Origin of the sequence: Amycolatopsis sp. NPDC058278 (genome assembly GCF_042881395.1) — a bacterium.
GTDB lineage: Bacteria > Actinomycetota > Actinomycetes > Mycobacteriales > Pseudonocardiaceae > Amycolatopsis.
Genome location: NZ_JBHVXZ010000057.1, coordinates 40,426 through 53,699, shown reverse-complemented (window position 1 = coordinate 53,699; position 13,274 = coordinate 40,426). Strand labels below are relative to the sequence as shown.

Here is a 13,274-nt window from a genome sequence, read left to right as displayed (position 1 = left end):
GCCGCGATCTCCGCGACCGCCGCCGCGGACGTGGCCGCGCCCGCGGGTGTCGGCGAAGGCACCGCGGGCGCCCTCGCGGCGATGCACGCCGTGCACGCGGAAAGCGGGCTGCCCGAAGCGGCCGCGCTGGCCGCCACGCTCTCCCGGCGGCTGGCCGGTGCCCCGCGCCCCGCCGCCCCCGGCTTCCTGTGGGGCGCGGCGGGCGTCGACTGGGCGCTCGGCCGGGGCGGCCGGACCACGGCGGAACCCCTGGCCGGCGACCTGGGCTGGTGCTCGGGCGTGGCCGGCCGGGTCCTCGCCGCGGCCGCCGCGCCGGGGTCCGCCGGGCCGCGGCCCGGCACCGCCGCGCGGACGGCGGACGCGTTCTCGGCCGCGGTGGCCGCCCGGCCGCCGTCGACCGACCAATCGCTTTGCCACGGCGAACTCGGCACCCTCGAAGCACTCGTGGTGCTGGCCGGGCAGGGCCACGAACCGTCGGTCTCCGCGTTGCGGAGGGCGACCTCGCGCCTCGTGGGCGCCATCGAAGGACACGGGCTCCAGTGCGGTACGCCGCACGGAGTAGCGAGCCCGGGCCTGCTGACCGGAACCGGGGGTATCGGTTTCGGGTTGTTGCGGGTCGGTTTTGCCGAACAGGTTCCGTCGGTTCTCCTGTTGGAGCCTTCGGGACAGCTCCGGAAATAACGCCGAAACACACCTCATCACAGGAGTGAAGATGCGCAACGACACCAACGCCGGCGAATTCGACGCGACGCCCGCCGGTGCGGAGGCGGACAGCCCGCTCGGCGACGCCACGCCTGGTGCCAAACCGAAGATCGGTGTCCGCGCGGGGATCCTGGCCGGGCTGACCCTCGGCGTGGCCGGTGCCGCGGTGGTCACGATGGACATCAGCACCGTCGTCAGCAACTACACGCACGCGTGACGTGCTCGCGACGGCACAAAGCGTGACAACAACCCCAATCCTGCCGTCCGAACAGTGGAATCTCCACCGGAAGACCACCGAATTCGTGAGTCCGGTCTCTAAGGTTGGCGCATGCGCACCCGTGCCCCCGCTCTCGTCGGCCGAGGAACGGAGATCGAAGAGATCGGGCGGGTGTTGCACGACGCTCGCCGCTCTTCGGGATCGGCCGTGTTCGTCACGGGGGAACCCGGGATCGGCAAGACCCGGCTCGCCGCCGAGGCGGTCGGCCGCGCCCTGGATGCGGGACTGGTGGTGCTGCGGGGACGCGGCAGCACCACCGGACCCGCCGTGCCGTTCCGGGCCCTCACCGAAGCACTGCTGTCCCTCGCCCGCACCGGCGGCCGCGAGCTGGTCGAACAGCTCGGGCCGTACCGGTCGGTGCTGGGCAGGCTGATCCCGGACTGGGCGGCCGGCGCCGACACCGCGGGCGACTCCTCGCTGGTGGTGCTCGCCGAGGCGACGCTGCGGCTCACCGGGCTGGCCGGGGCGGGCCGCGGCTGCCTGTTCGTCGTCGACGACCTCCAGGACGCCGACGTGGAAACCCTCGCCGTGGTGGAGTACCTCGCCGCCAACATCCGCACGCAGCCGGTGGTCGTGCTGGCCACCCTGCGTGCCGAACCCTCGCCCGCGCTGGAGGCGGCCCACGCCGTCACCCGGCGCGGCGAGGGCTTCCTCATGCCGCTGGACAGCCTCGGGCCGGCCGACGTCCGGGACGTGGTGGCGTCCTCGCTCGGCGCCGAACCCGGCCAGGTGTCCGCCGACGTGGCCGAGCGCCTGTTCGCCGACAGCGCGGGCAACCCCCTGGTCGTCGAGGAGCTGCTGCACAGCATGGTGGCGGCGGGCGAGCTGGTGAACGGCGCGGCGGGCTGGCGGTTCACCGGCCACGGCCGCAGCGCCGTGCCCTCGACGCTCGTCACGATCATCACCCGCCGCGCCGACCGCCTCGGCGAACGCGGCAAGCAGCTGCTGGCCATCGCCGCGGTGCTCGGCCGCCGGTTCCCGCTGTCGGTGGTGCAGCGGGTGAGCGAGCTGGACGACCACAGCCTGTTCGGCCACCTGCAGTCCGCCGTCGCCGCCCAGCTGCTCACCGCCGACGAGCGCGGCGAAGACTGGTACGCCTTCCGCCACCCGCTCACCGCCGAAGCGCTGCTGACCCTGCTCAACCCCGCCGAACGCGTGGCGTTGTCGGCGAAGGCGGCCGACGCCGTGGTGGAGCTGCACCCCGACCTGCCGGGTGAGCTGTGCAGCCTGGCCGCGTCGCTGCGGCTGGGGGCCGGGGACCGCTGGGCCGCCGCCGACCTGTACCGCGAGGCCGCCCAGCGCGCGCTGGGCGAGGGCGCGCCGGGGTCGGCGATCGCCGTGCTGGAGCACGCCGTCAACCTGCTCGGCGACGACGCCGACCGCGGTGGCGACCAGTCCGGCCGGTACCGGGACCTGCTGGAGCTGCTGCTGTTCGCGCTGGCGGAGGCCGGGCAGTTCGAACGCGCGGTGAAGGTCGCGCGCTCCCTGCGGCCCGCCGACGGCCGCGATCCCGCGCGCCAGATCCGCGTCCACGTCCGCCTGGCGTGGGCGGCGCAGGTCGCCGGCCGCTGGGCGGAGGGCTTCGAGCAGGTCGCCGCGGCCCGGGCGCTGCTGCCCGCGGCGGGGCTGGACGAGGAGTCCGTGGCGGTGGACGCCGTGGACGCGTACCTGTCGATGTCCGGACCGGCCCCCGACCGGGTGCGCCGCAGCGAAGAGCTGGGCCGCCGCGCGGTCGCCGGGGCCGAACGGATCGGCTTGCCGTCGACGGCGTGCCAGGCGCTCTACGCGGTCGGGTTCGTGGTGCGCGAGCGGGACATGGCCGAGTCCGACGAGTGCTTCCGGCAGATGCTCGACAACGCCGCCGAGCACCGGCTGACGAACTGGCGCAACTACGCGCTGGTCGGCCTCGGCGGCAACGCCTGGCTGGCCGAGGCGGACCCGTCCGGGCTGGAAACCGCGCGCGCCGAGGCGTTGCGCACCGGCGGGATCAGCCTGGCCTACAACGCGGACGCCGTGCTGGGCCTGCACGCCGTGCTGTGCGGCCGGTTCGCCGAGGCCGGGCCGCGGCTCGACGCCTGCTACGCGGAGGCGTCGCGGATCAAGTTGTACGCCGTCAGCCGGTACGTGCAGATGGCGCGGGCGGTGCTGGCGGGACACCGCGGCGACCGCCGGGCGATGGAAGCCGCGCTCGGCGACTTCCGCCGCGGCGGCGGCGACGCCGGCCCCGAGGCACCCCTCGCGCGCGGCCTGGCCCAGGTCTTCTGCTCGCTGCTGGAAGAGGACCGCGAGACCGCGCGCGCCGAGCTGGACACCCTCGCCGCCGACCAGGCGCGGCAGCAGAGCACGTTCCACCTCGCCGGCACCCACGGCCTGAAGCTGCTGCTCGACGTCATCGCCGGCGACGCGACCTGGGACGACCACCACCGCATCGCCGCCGGGGCCGCCGGCGGGATGCGCTGGAACCGCCAGTTCGTGCTGCTGGCCGAGGCGGTGCTGCACGGCCGCGAGAGCGCGCACGAGGCCGCCGCCGCGGCGATGCGGCGCGCGGCACGGGCGGCCGCACCGTTCGGCGTCGCCCGCCCGCTGGGCTTGCGCCTGACCGCGGAGCCCGCCGTCGACGACGGCTGGGGCGAGCCCGCGGAATGGCTGCGCGAAGCCGAAAGCCACTTCCACGGCGCGGACGTGATCCCGGTGGCGAGCGCGTGCCGCGCCCTGCTGCGCCGGGCCGGGGCCTCGGTGCAGCAGCGCCGCACGGGAACCGAGCGGGTCCCCGAAAGCCTGCGCGCGATCGGCGTCACGCTGCGCGAGTACGAGGTCTTCGAGCTGCTGGCGTTCCGGCTCAGCAACAAGGCGCTGGCGGCCCGCCTGCACATTTCCCCCCGCACGGTGGAGAAGCACGTGGCGGCCCTGCTGATGAAGACATCGGTCCGCGACCGCACCGAACTGGCCCGGTTCGCGGCGGAGCACTCGTCGGCCTCGGAGGTCTGACGGCTACGCCGTTCCCACGTCGGCGAGGTGACTGGCGGCAGAGGCCCTCGGCTCCATTGTGGACTCATGGTCCGGACCGGGCCGGTGGCGGCGCCGGTCACGTCCGCAGTGGCACGGGCGCGGCGAAACCCGTCACCGGACCAAAGCCGACACCGCACACAACGCCGCCCACGTGGCCGCGAACGCCGCCACCTTCGTGCGCGCCGACCGGTCCGGCAAGGTGGTGCCGAACACCACCGCGTCCGCCGCGTCGGAGGCCACCCGGGCGGCGAGCGCGACCTGGAGGGGCTTGCCCGCCGGCGCCAGCAGCATGGCCAGGCCGATGGCCGCGTCGCGGGCGCCGATGCCGGCGATCAGGGTGCGGACGCCCGCGGTGACGTCGCCGGCCGGAGTCGTCAAGCCGCACGGTTTCGCCAGCACGCGCGGCGCGGCGATGATCGTGGCGCTGTAGGCGCAGGGAACTCCCTCACCTCTGGTTGCTGAAAGCCGCGTCGAAAGCCGCCGACGGCTGGTCGAACAGGTGCTCGCGCAGGTACTTCACCGCCTCGGCCGCGCCGCGGAGCCGGTCCATTCCGGCGTCCTCCCACTCCACCGAGATCGGGCCCGAGTAGCCGATCGAGTTCAGCGCCCGGAAGCAGTCCTCCCAAGGGACGTCGCCGTGGCCGACGGACACGAAGTCCCAGCCGCGCCGCGGATCGGCCCAGGCCAGGTGCGAGCCGAGCCGGCCGTTGCGGCCGTCGAAGCGCTTGCGGGTGTCCTTGCAGTCGACGTGGTAGATCCGGTCGGCGAAGTCGAGGATGAACCCGACCGGGTCAAGGTCCTGCCACACGAAGTGCGACGGGTCCCAGTTGAGCCCGAATGCCGGCCGGTGGTCGACGGCTTCCAGCGCGCGCTTGGTCGTCCAGTAGTCGTACGCGATCTCCGAGGGGTGGACCTCGTGCGCGAACCGGACGCCCACCTCGTCGAAGACGTCGAGGATCGGGTGCCACCGGCGGGCGAAGTCCGCGTAACCGTCTTCGATGTCGTCGCGCGAAACCGGCGGGAACATCGCCACGTACTTCCAGGTCTTCGACCCGGTGAACCCGATCACCGTGTCCACGCCGAGCTTCGCCGCCGCCCGCGCGGTGTCGGCCATCTCGGCCGCCGCGCGCTGCCGGACACCCTCCGGTTCGCCGTCGCCCCAGATGCGCGACGGCAGGATGGCCTGGTGCCGGTGGTCGATCGGATCGTCGCAGACGGCTTGGCCGACGAGGTGGTTCGAAATCGCCCACACCTTGAGGCCGTGCTCGGCGAGCAGCCGCAGCCGCCCCGGCACATAGTCCTCTTCGGACAGTGCCCGGTCCACCTCGAAGTGGTCGCCCGAGCAGGCGATCTCCAGCCCGTCGTAGCCCCACTCGGCGGCGAGCTTGCAGACCTCGGTGAACGGCAGATCGGCCCACTGGCCGGTGAACAACGTGACGGGACGGCTCATTTCTCCTCCACCGATGTCCAATGCGCTTCTGCGGCCGCGCTCTTTTCGACCGCGTCGAGCACCCGCTGGACGCGCAAGCCGTCGTCGAAGCCCGGCGTGGGGTCGGTGCCCGCGCCGATGGCGTCCAGGAGGTCGGCGACCTCGTGGGTGAACGTGTGCTCGTAGCCGAGGAGGTGGCCCGGCGGCCACCACGCGCCGACGTACGGGTGCTGCGGCTCGGTGACGAGGATGCGGCGGAACCCGGCTTCGGTGCCGGTGCCCTCGTACCACTGGAGTTCGTTCATCGCCTCGAAGTCGAACGCCAGGCTCGCCTTCGCCCCGTTGACCTCCAGCCGCATCGCGTTCTTGCGGCCCAGCGCGAACCGGGTCGCTTCGAAGCTCGCCACGGCTCCCCCGGAAAGCCGTGCCAAGAACAACGCGGTGTCGTCGACGGTCACCTCGTCCGTCCCGCCGCCGCTCTCGGCCGGCCGCTGCTTGACGAAGGTGTTCGTCAGCGCCGAGACGCCGGTGATCACCTCCCCGGTGACGAACTGGGCGGCGTCGACGATGTGCGCGCCCAGGTCGCCCAGCGCGCCCGACCCGGCGGATTCGCGACGCAACCGCCAGGTCATCGGCGCTTCCGGGTCCGACAGCCAGTCCTGCAGGTACACCGCCCGCACGTGCCGGATCTCCCCGAGCACGCCGCTCGCCACCAGCTTCCGGGCGTGGGCGAGCGCGGGCACCCGGCGGTAGTTGAACGCGACCATGGCCCGCACCCCGCGTTCCCGGGCCCGCCGCGCCGCCTCGGCCATCGCTTCGGCCTCCGCCACCGAGTTGGCCAGGGGTTTCTCGCACAGCACGTGCTTCCCGGCCGCCAGCGCGGCGATCGCGATCTCCGCGTGGCTGTCCCCCGGCGTGCAGACGTCGACCAGGCCGACGTCGTCCCGGGCGACCAGCTTCCGCCAGTCGGTCTCGACGTCCTCCCAGCCGAACTTTTCCGCAGCCGCCTTGGCCCGGGTCTCGTCGCGGCCGCCGAGCACGGCGAGCCGCGGCACCAGCGGTGGGTCGAAGAACCGGTGCACGCTGCGCCACGCGTGCGAATGCACCGCACCCATGAACGCGTGGCCCACCATGCCGATCCCGATCGTTTCCCGTGCCGGGCTCATACCCCTCCTTCGTCTTGCCGGAAAGTCCTGTCAGGAATCGAAGCCGACGTCGAGGTACTGGTCGACGTTCTCCTTGGTGACGACCGCCGAATACGTGGTGATCTCGGCCGGGACGTCGTGCTCGGCGAGATCGCCGATCCCCTTGCCCTGCCCGAGCAGCCGGGCGAGCGCGACCGCGGTGGAGGCCATCGACGGGCTGTAGAGCACGGTCGCCTTGATCGGCGACGAGTCGGCCTTGATCAGGTTCATCATGTTCTTCGAGCCGGCGCCGCCGACCATGATGAACTCCTTGCGGCCCGCGGTGTCGATCGCCGCGTTGACGCCGATGCCCTGGTCGTCGTCGTGGTTCCACAGCGCGTCCAGTTTGGGCGCGCCCTGGAGCAGGTTCGCTGTCTGCTGCTCCCCCGACTCCGAGGTGAACTGGGCCGACACCCGCGGGCCCACGCTGAACCCGGCGCGGCCCAGCGCGTCCTTGAAGCCCTTGCTGCGTTCCTGGGTGAGTGGCAGCGAGTCGATCCCGGCGACCTCGCCGATGATCGGGTTGGCCACGTTCTTCTTCTTGAGCTCCGCGGCGATGTAGTTGCCCGCGTTGACACCCATCCGGTAGTTGTCGCCGCCGATCCACGTTCTATAGGCCAGCGGTGTGTCGAAGACGCGGTCGAGGTTGATCACCGGGATGCCGGCGTCCATCGCCTGCTGGCCGACCGCGGTGAGCGCCTTGCCGTCGAAGGGCAGGATCACCAGCACGTCTACCTTCGCGTTGATCAGCGTCTCCACCTGGGAGATCTGCTGGTTGACGTCGTTGGTGCCCTCGGTCGCGTTGAACTTCACCTCGCTGAACTTCTGCGCCTGGGCCTTGGCGTTCTTGGTGATCGCCGCGATCCAGCCGTGGTCGGCGGCCGGCGCGGAAAAGCCGATGGTGATCGGCTTGCCCGGCTGGGCGTTGTTGCCCGCGTTGGCGACCGGTGCGTTCGATTCCGAGTTCGCCGGCGTGTTGCCCGTGCAGCCGGCCAGCAGCGCGCCGGCGCCGACGGCGGCCCCGCCCAGCAGGAATCCCCGGCGGCCGAGGAAGGGGTGTTCGGTCATGGCGGCCTCCAACGGTGGTGAACTAACTACCGGTCCTGGCTTTCCTGGCCCGGAACTGCAAGAGCACGGCGAGCACGATGAGCACGCCCTTGGCGATGTTCTGGATGTCGGTGTCCAGGTTGTTCAGCGTGAAGATGTTCGACAGCACCGTGAAGATCAGCACGCCGACGAGGGTGCCGATGAGCGAGCCGCGGCCGCCGGTCAGCAGCGTGCCGCCGATGACCACCGCCGCGATCGCGTCGAGCTCGTAGAACATGCCGTTGGTCGACGCGCCCGCCGTCGTCCGCGCGACGACCATGAGCGCGGCGATCCCGCAGCACAGCCCGGCCACGCCATAGACGAGCGCGAGGTGGCGCTTGACGTTGATCCCGGCCAGCCGCGACGCCTCGGCGTTGCCGCCGACCGCGTACGTCCGCCGGCCGAAGGTGGTGCGGTTGAGCACGACCCAGCCGACCGCGAACACGAGCGCGAACAGCCAGATCAGCGTCGGGATGCCGAGGAAGCCGCCGCGGAAGAAGGCGAGGAAGTCCTGGTCGGCGACGACCTGGGTGCGGCGGCCACTGATCCGCTCGGCGAGCCCGCGAGCGGAGACGTACATCGCCAGGGTGGCGATGAACGGCACGACCTTGCCGTAGGCGACGAGGACGCCGTTGACCAGCCCGCAGCCGAGACCGACGGCCAGTCCACAGAGGACCATCACCCACGGTCCGTACGACTGCGTCGCCAGCGTCGTGAGCCAGACGCCGGCCAGGCCGACCATCGAGCCGACCGACAGGTCGATGCCGCCGCTGATGATCACGAACGTCATCCCGACGCTGACCACGCCGATCGCCGCGGCCAGCCGCAGGATGGTCGAGATGTTGCTTTCGGTGAAGAACAGCTCGGGCCGGGTGAACTGGCCGACCAGGCACAGCACGACGAGCACGCCGGCCAAGCCGAGCAGTCGCGGGTCGGCGGGGAAGGAGAACCGCCGCTTCCGCTCGGCGGGCAGCGCTTCCTGGGGCGGTGCTTGGGTTTCGGTCATGCCGCGCTCCCCTCGAGAATCACGTCGAGCACCTCGGCCTCGGTCAGCCCGGCGGAGGTTCGGTCGGCGAGGACACGGCCCTCGCGCAGCACCAGCACCCGGTCGGACAGCCCGAGCACCTCGGGGATCTCGCTGGACACCAGCACGATCGCGACACCGGTCGCGGCCAGCTCGTCGATCAGCCGGTACAGCTCGGCGCGGGCGCCGACGTCGACCCCGCGCGTCGGCTCGTCGAGCAGCAGCACCCGGCACCCGCGGACCAGCCACCGCGCGAGCACCGCCTTCTGCTGGTTGCCGCCGGACAGCGTGCGGACGATCCGCCGCGGGTCGGCGGGCCGCAGGTCGAGGCGGCGCAGGCCGGCCCCGGCGTCGTCCAGTTCCCTGCCGCGCTCGGTGAAGCCGAACTTCGCGTAGCGGCCGAGGCTGGCCAGGGTCACGTTGTGCACCACCGGCAGGTCCAGCAGCAGGCCCTGGCTCTTGCGTTCCTCGGGTGCGAGGCCGACGCCCGCCTTGACGGCCGCCCGGACGCCGGGCCCGAGCGGTTTTCCGTGCACCGTCACGGTTCCGCGGCCGGCCTTGCGCGCACCGAAGATCGTCTCGAGCAGTTCGCTGCGGCCGGAGCCGACCAGGCCGGCGATGCCGACGACCTCGCCGGCGTGGACGGTGAAGCTCACGTCCTCGAACTCGCCCGGCCGCGAGAGGTGCTCGACTTCGAGCGCGGTCTCCGGCCGGGCGTGACCGTCGTGGCGCGGCCCGAAGACCGTCTCCACCTTGCGCCCGGCCATCAGCGCGACCAGGTCGGCGGTCGGCGTCGAGGCGGCGTCGAGGCCGGTGCCGACGGTCCGGCCGTCCTTGAGCACGGTCACCCGGTGCCCGATCCGGCGCAGCTCCTCGAGCCGGTGCGAGATGTAGACGACCGCGACGCCGTCGGCGGTCAGCTCGCCGACGATGCGGAAGAGGTTGTCGACCTCCTCACCGGCCAGCGCGGCGGTGGGTTCGTCCATCACGAGCAGCCGGGCGTCGTGGGCCAGCGCGCGGGCCATCGACACGAGCTGCTGCGCAGCGGCGGAGAGCTTGCCGACCTCGGTCGACGGCCGGATGTCCGGGTGCCCGAGCCGGGCCATCAGGCGGGCGGCCTCGGCACGGGCCTGGGAGATCCGGGTGAACCCGAAGCGGGCGCGTTCGTGGCCGAGGAAGATGTTGTCCGCCACCGAAAGCCCGGGCACCAGGTCGAGTTCCTGGTACATGGTGGCGATGCCCAGGCGCAGGGCGTCGACCGGCGAACCGAGTTCGACGCGCTCGCCGGCCCAGGTGAGCTCGCCGGAGTCCGGCCGGTGCGCGCCGGAGAGGACCTTGATCAGCGTCGACTTCCCCGCGCCGTTCTGGCCGAGCAGGCAGTGCACCTCGCCGGGTTCGACGTCGAGGTCGACGCCGTCGAGGGCGCGCACGCCGGGGAAGCTCTTCACGATCCCGCGGACGGAAAGCAGGCTCATGCGCACACCTCGCCGGCGCTCGGTGCCGCCTGAGCCGGAAGTGCAGTGTTGAATGATTCGCTCGCAAGCTCGCTCATACCGTGGCCTCCTCGGCAAGCGTCGGGTCGGCGAACAGCCGCTCGGCCGCCAGGTGCGCGGCACCCCGCAGCGGAGCACGCAGGCCGAGCCCGGAGGCCACCACCCGGGCCTGGCCGAGCGGCCGGGCGGCGAGCTCGACGCGCACCGGTTCGACCAGCCACTCGCCCAGTTCCGCGAAGTAGCCGCCGAGCACGACGACGTCCGGGTCGAGCACGTCGACCACAGTGGACAGGGCGATGCCGAGCGCGACGCCGAGTTCGTGGACCGCCGTCACCGCACGCCGGTCGCCGAGCCGGATGCGGTCCTTGAGGAGGGCGACGCGGCCTTCGACGCCGGGGGCCGGATCGTGCAGCGGGTCACCCGGGGCCGCGGCCGCGCGCAGCAGCGCGGCCAGGTTCGCCTTGGTCTCCAGGCAGCCCGTCCGGCCGCAGGAACACCGCTCGCCGGACGGGTCGACGGCGATGTGCCCGACCTCGCCGGCGAAGCCGCGCGCGCCGCGCAGGATCGTGCCGCCGGAGACGAACCCGCCACCGACGGCCGGTCCGCCGCCGAGGTAGAAAAGCTCCGTCCCGGTGCCCTCGGCCGACTCGGCGAGCGCACCGAGGTTGGCGTCGTTGTCCACGGCGATGGCGGCGGCCGGAACGCCCAGCCGGGCCGCCATGAGGCCGGCGATCTCCGCGTCCCGCCAGCGCAGCACCGGGGCGAACCGCAGCACGGCGGCGGCCGGATCGACCAGCCCGGGCACCGAGATCGCGACTCCGACCGGTGGACCGGGCAGCACTGCGCGGGCCAGGCGGGCGAGTTCGTCCATCCCGGCGGGCAGCCCGAGCGCGGCGACGTCGACGATCTGCGCCCGCTCGGCCAGCACCCGGCCGGACAGGTCGGTGACCAGCGCCGACAACCGGCCGGCTTCGATGCCCAGCGCCAGCGCGTACGCGTCTTCGCCGTGCAGTTCGACCAGCCGGCTCGGCCGCCCGTTGCCGGGGAGCACCCCGGCGGGCCGGACCAGGCCGCGTCCGGCGAGTTCGGTGAGCAGGCCGGGCACCGCGGACTTCGCGAGCCCGCAGCGGGCCGCCAGCTGCGTGCGCGAGAGCGGGCCGGTGCGCAGCGCCCGCAGGATCGCGGCCAGGTTCGCCGTACGTGGGCTCGCCGAGCCGGCTCGCCTCGTTTCGGTGACGGCCACGGTGCCCCCATCTTGCGCTGACTACTGAACGCACTTTGGCGCTCAGGCAGCGAAAGTAGGGTGACTCGCATCACCCGTCAAGGTGATACCGGTACGTTAAGTCGGGTTTTCACCCGGATAGACGTGCGCATCCGGACAGACTTTTGATCACTGAATACGAAAGTCTGCAGAGTTTCGACGTTACACAGTGGACGGGTTCAGCAACGCGGAGTAAGCGACTTGCTCAGCTGCTAAGCGTGAAAGCCCGGTCCGTGGCCGACCAGGCGGCCCCGATCACGCCCGCCGTCTCGCCCAGCTCGGACAGCACGATCGGGAGGTTTCCGGTGGCCAGCGGCAGGGAGCGGCGGTACACCGCGCTGCGGACCTCGGCGAGCAGCTGGTGCCCGAGCTGGGCCACCCCGCCGCCGATCACCACCATGCCCGGGTTGATGAAGCAGACCAGCGAGGCGATGACCTGGCCGAGCCGCCTGCCGCCGTCGCGGATGAGGTTGACCGCGCCGGCGTCGCCCGCCGCGGCGGCCCGGCCGACGTCGCGGGCGGTGACCGCCCCGCCTCCGGCGGCCGCCTCGGCCAGGTGCGCCGAACGGCCGCTGCGTGCCAGGGCCAGCCCGTCGCGGGCCAGCGCGGCCCCGCCGAAGTAGGCCTCCAGGCAGCCCACCTCGCCGCACGCGCAGGTCGGGCCGAAGTCGTCGAGCCGGATGTGCCCGATGTCGCCCGCCGTCCCGGCGACCCCGCGGTAGACCTTGCCGCCGAGCACGATCCCGCAGCCGATCCCGGTGCCGATCTTGACGAACATCAGGTCGTCGGTCGAGCGCGCGACGCCGGCGTGCCGCTCGCCGAGCGCCATCGCGTTGACGTCGTTGTCCACCGCGACCGGGCAGCCCCAGAGCCCGCCCAGGTGGTCGCGCACGTTGAACCGGTCCCAGCCGGGCATGATCGGCGGCGCGACGGCCATCCCCTCGGCGAAGCTGACCGGGCCCGGCAGCCCGACGCCGGCCGCGATCAGCCGGCCGGGTGCCTCGTCGCGGACCTTCGCCGCGAGCTCGGCCACCCGCCGCAGCACCGGGTGCGGCCCCTGCCGCACATCGCCGTCCTCGACGGTGTGCGCGAGCACCTCGCACGAAGCGTCGGTGACCGCCACCCCGACCGACGTCGCGCCGACGTCCACCGCGAGCACCCGCAGCTCGCCGGCCAGCCGGACCAGCGTCGACCGCCGCCCGCCCCGGCTGGCCGACGGTCCCGCGGCCTCGACGAGCCCGACTTCGGCGAGCCGGGCCACCTCGGCGCCGACCCGGGCCCGCGGCAGCTCGAGCCGCTCCCCCAGCTCGACCCGCGACATCGGGCCGTCGTCCCGGAGCAGGGTCAGCAACCGGGTCTGGTGCCGGGTTTCGACCATCGACTGCTCCGGGGTGGATACCGTGCTCATTCGCCTCAGCCTACTGCGTCGGAACCGGCGTCACGCCGGCCGACGTCGGTGACCGGTGAGGTCCGTGTGGGGGTCACCCGAGCCGGTGCCATGCGCTGCGAACCTGTTCGTCCGCCCCGGTTCCTGGGCAGCCTCCCGCCATCGCGAACCGGCTCTACGACAGGAGGATCGCCATGCGACGGATCACGGCCGCGCTGGGTGCGTTGGCGTTGACGACCGGAGTTCTCATCGGCTCGGCGGGAACCGCCTCGGCCCAGTCCGAGAGCGGGCCGGCGGGCCGGTGCGTCGGCAGCTCGCTCGAGATGTTCGCCACGACGGGCTTGTGTGTCGTCGACCGGAACTTCCCGGTCCTCCTCATCCCGGCCGGCTGACGCTGCCGGGGCGGGACGCCGGTGCGGGTG

At 72.8% G+C, this 13,274-nt stretch carries 12 protein-coding genes; 4 read left to right on the top strand and 8 right to left on the bottom strand.

All coding sequences use genetic code 11. The annotated features are described in order from the left end of the window. From ACFVYA_RS27630 to ACFVYA_RS27620, 3 genes are all read left to right on the top strand, one after another. Positions 1-681, top strand: a 681-nt coding sequence (locus ACFVYA_RS27630) for a lanthionine synthetase LanC family protein (RefSeq protein WP_387049065.1), incomplete at its 5' end; no start/stop codon positions are given. 31 nt (positions 682-712) lie between these two features. After that, a complete protein-coding gene (locus tag ACFVYA_RS27625; protein WP_285991011.1) occupies positions 713-919 on the top strand; it encodes a hypothetical protein in 207 nt (68 codons plus the stop codon). Between the two features lie 111 nt (positions 920-1,030). Next, on the top strand, positions 1,031-3,967 hold the full coding sequence (locus tag ACFVYA_RS27620; RefSeq protein ID WP_387049063.1) for an AAA family ATPase: 2,937 nt from the start codon (positions 1,031-1,033) through the stop codon (positions 3,965-3,967). A 132-nt stretch (positions 3,968-4,099) separates the two neighbouring features. Here the strand turns inward: ACFVYA_RS27620 and ACFVYA_RS27615 are convergent, their stop codons facing one another. The 8 genes from ACFVYA_RS27615 to ACFVYA_RS27580 form a co-directional block, all read right to left on the bottom strand. After that, positions 4,100-4,366, bottom strand: a complete 267-nt coding sequence (locus ACFVYA_RS27615) for a hypothetical protein (protein ID WP_387049062.1) — start codon at positions 4,364-4,366, stop codon at positions 4,100-4,102. Between the two features lie 67 nt (positions 4,367-4,433). Beyond that, complete coding sequence (locus tag ACFVYA_RS27610; RefSeq protein ID WP_387049060.1) at positions 4,434-5,438, bottom strand: sugar phosphate isomerase/epimerase family protein; 1,005 nt, start codon at positions 5,436-5,438, stop codon at positions 4,434-4,436. After that, positions 5,435-6,583 (bottom strand): Gfo/Idh/MocA family protein, encoded by a 1,149-nt coding sequence (locus tag ACFVYA_RS27605; RefSeq protein ID WP_387049058.1) that lies wholly within the window; start codon positions 6,581-6,583, stop codon positions 5,435-5,437. The genes ACFVYA_RS27610 and ACFVYA_RS27605 overlap by 4 nt, the downstream gene beginning before the upstream one ends. 30 nt (positions 6,584-6,613) lie before the next feature. Further along, positions 6,614-7,669 carry a substrate-binding domain-containing protein gene (locus ACFVYA_RS27600; protein ID WP_285991006.1) on the bottom strand — a complete coding sequence of 352 codons (1,056 nt, stop codon included), beginning with the start codon at positions 7,667-7,669 and terminating at the stop codon, positions 6,614-6,616. Between the two features lie 22 nt (positions 7,670-7,691). Beyond that, positions 7,692-8,693 carry an ABC transporter permease gene (locus tag ACFVYA_RS27595; RefSeq protein ID WP_387049056.1) on the bottom strand — a complete coding sequence of 334 codons (1,002 nt, stop codon included), beginning with the start codon at positions 8,691-8,693 and terminating at the stop codon, positions 7,692-7,694. Continuing rightward, the gene (locus ACFVYA_RS27590) at positions 8,690-10,186 is read right to left on the bottom strand and encodes a sugar ABC transporter ATP-binding protein (protein ID WP_387049054.1); all 1,497 of its coding nucleotides are present in this window, start codon (positions 10,184-10,186) and stop codon (positions 8,690-8,692) included. The genes ACFVYA_RS27595 and ACFVYA_RS27590 overlap by 4 nt, the downstream gene beginning before the upstream one ends. A gap of 73 nt (positions 10,187-10,259) precedes the next feature. Next, positions 10,260-11,447, bottom strand: a complete 1,188-nt coding sequence (locus ACFVYA_RS27585; RefSeq protein ID WP_387049052.1) for an ROK family protein — start codon at positions 11,445-11,447, stop codon at positions 10,260-10,262. 223 nt (positions 11,448-11,670) lie between these two features. Then, positions 11,671-12,843 (bottom strand): ROK family protein, encoded by a 1,173-nt coding sequence (locus ACFVYA_RS27580; RefSeq protein ID WP_387049079.1) that lies wholly within the window; start codon positions 12,841-12,843, stop codon positions 11,671-11,673. A 203-nt stretch (positions 12,844-13,046) separates the two neighbouring features. Between ACFVYA_RS27580 and ACFVYA_RS27575 the strand changes: the two genes are divergently transcribed. Beyond that, complete coding sequence (locus ACFVYA_RS27575) at positions 13,047-13,244, top strand: hypothetical protein (RefSeq protein ID WP_285991001.1); 198 nt, start codon at positions 13,047-13,049, stop codon at positions 13,242-13,244. Positions 13,245-13,274 lie beyond the last annotated feature (30 nt).

Bases quoted from the DNA above. Each gene is read 5' to 3' on its own strand.
- ACFVYA_RS27625 (WP_285991011.1), top strand. From the start codon at position 713: ATGCGCAACGACACCAACGCCGGCGAATTCGACGCGACGCCCGCCGGT.
- ACFVYA_RS27620 (WP_387049063.1), top strand. From the start codon at position 1,031: ATGCGCACCCGTGCCCCCGCTCTCGTCGGCCGAGGAACGGAGATCGAA.
- ACFVYA_RS27610 (WP_387049060.1), bottom strand. From the start codon at position 5,438: ATGAGCCGTCCCGTCACGTTGTTCACCGGCCAGTGGGCCGATCTGCCG.
- ACFVYA_RS27605 (WP_387049058.1), bottom strand. From the start codon at position 6,583: ATGAGCCCGGCACGGGAAACGATCGGGATCGGCATGGTGGGCCACGCG.
- ACFVYA_RS27600 (WP_285991006.1), bottom strand. From the start codon at position 7,669: ATGACCGAACACCCCTTCCTCGGCCGCCGGGGATTCCTGCTGGGCGGG.
- ACFVYA_RS27595 (WP_387049056.1), bottom strand. From the start codon at position 8,693: ATGACCGAAACCCAAGCACCGCCCCAGGAAGCGCTGCCCGCCGAGCGG.
- ACFVYA_RS27590 (WP_387049054.1), bottom strand. From the start codon at position 10,186: ATGAGCCTGCTTTCCGTCCGCGGGATCGTGAAGAGCTTCCCCGGCGTG.
- ACFVYA_RS27580 (WP_387049079.1), bottom strand. From the start codon at position 12,843: ATGGTCGAAACCCGGCACCAGACCCGGTTGCTGACCCTGCTCCGGGAC.
- ACFVYA_RS27575 (WP_285991001.1), top strand. From the start codon at position 13,047: ATGCGACGGATCACGGCCGCGCTGGGTGCGTTGGCGTTGACGACCGGA.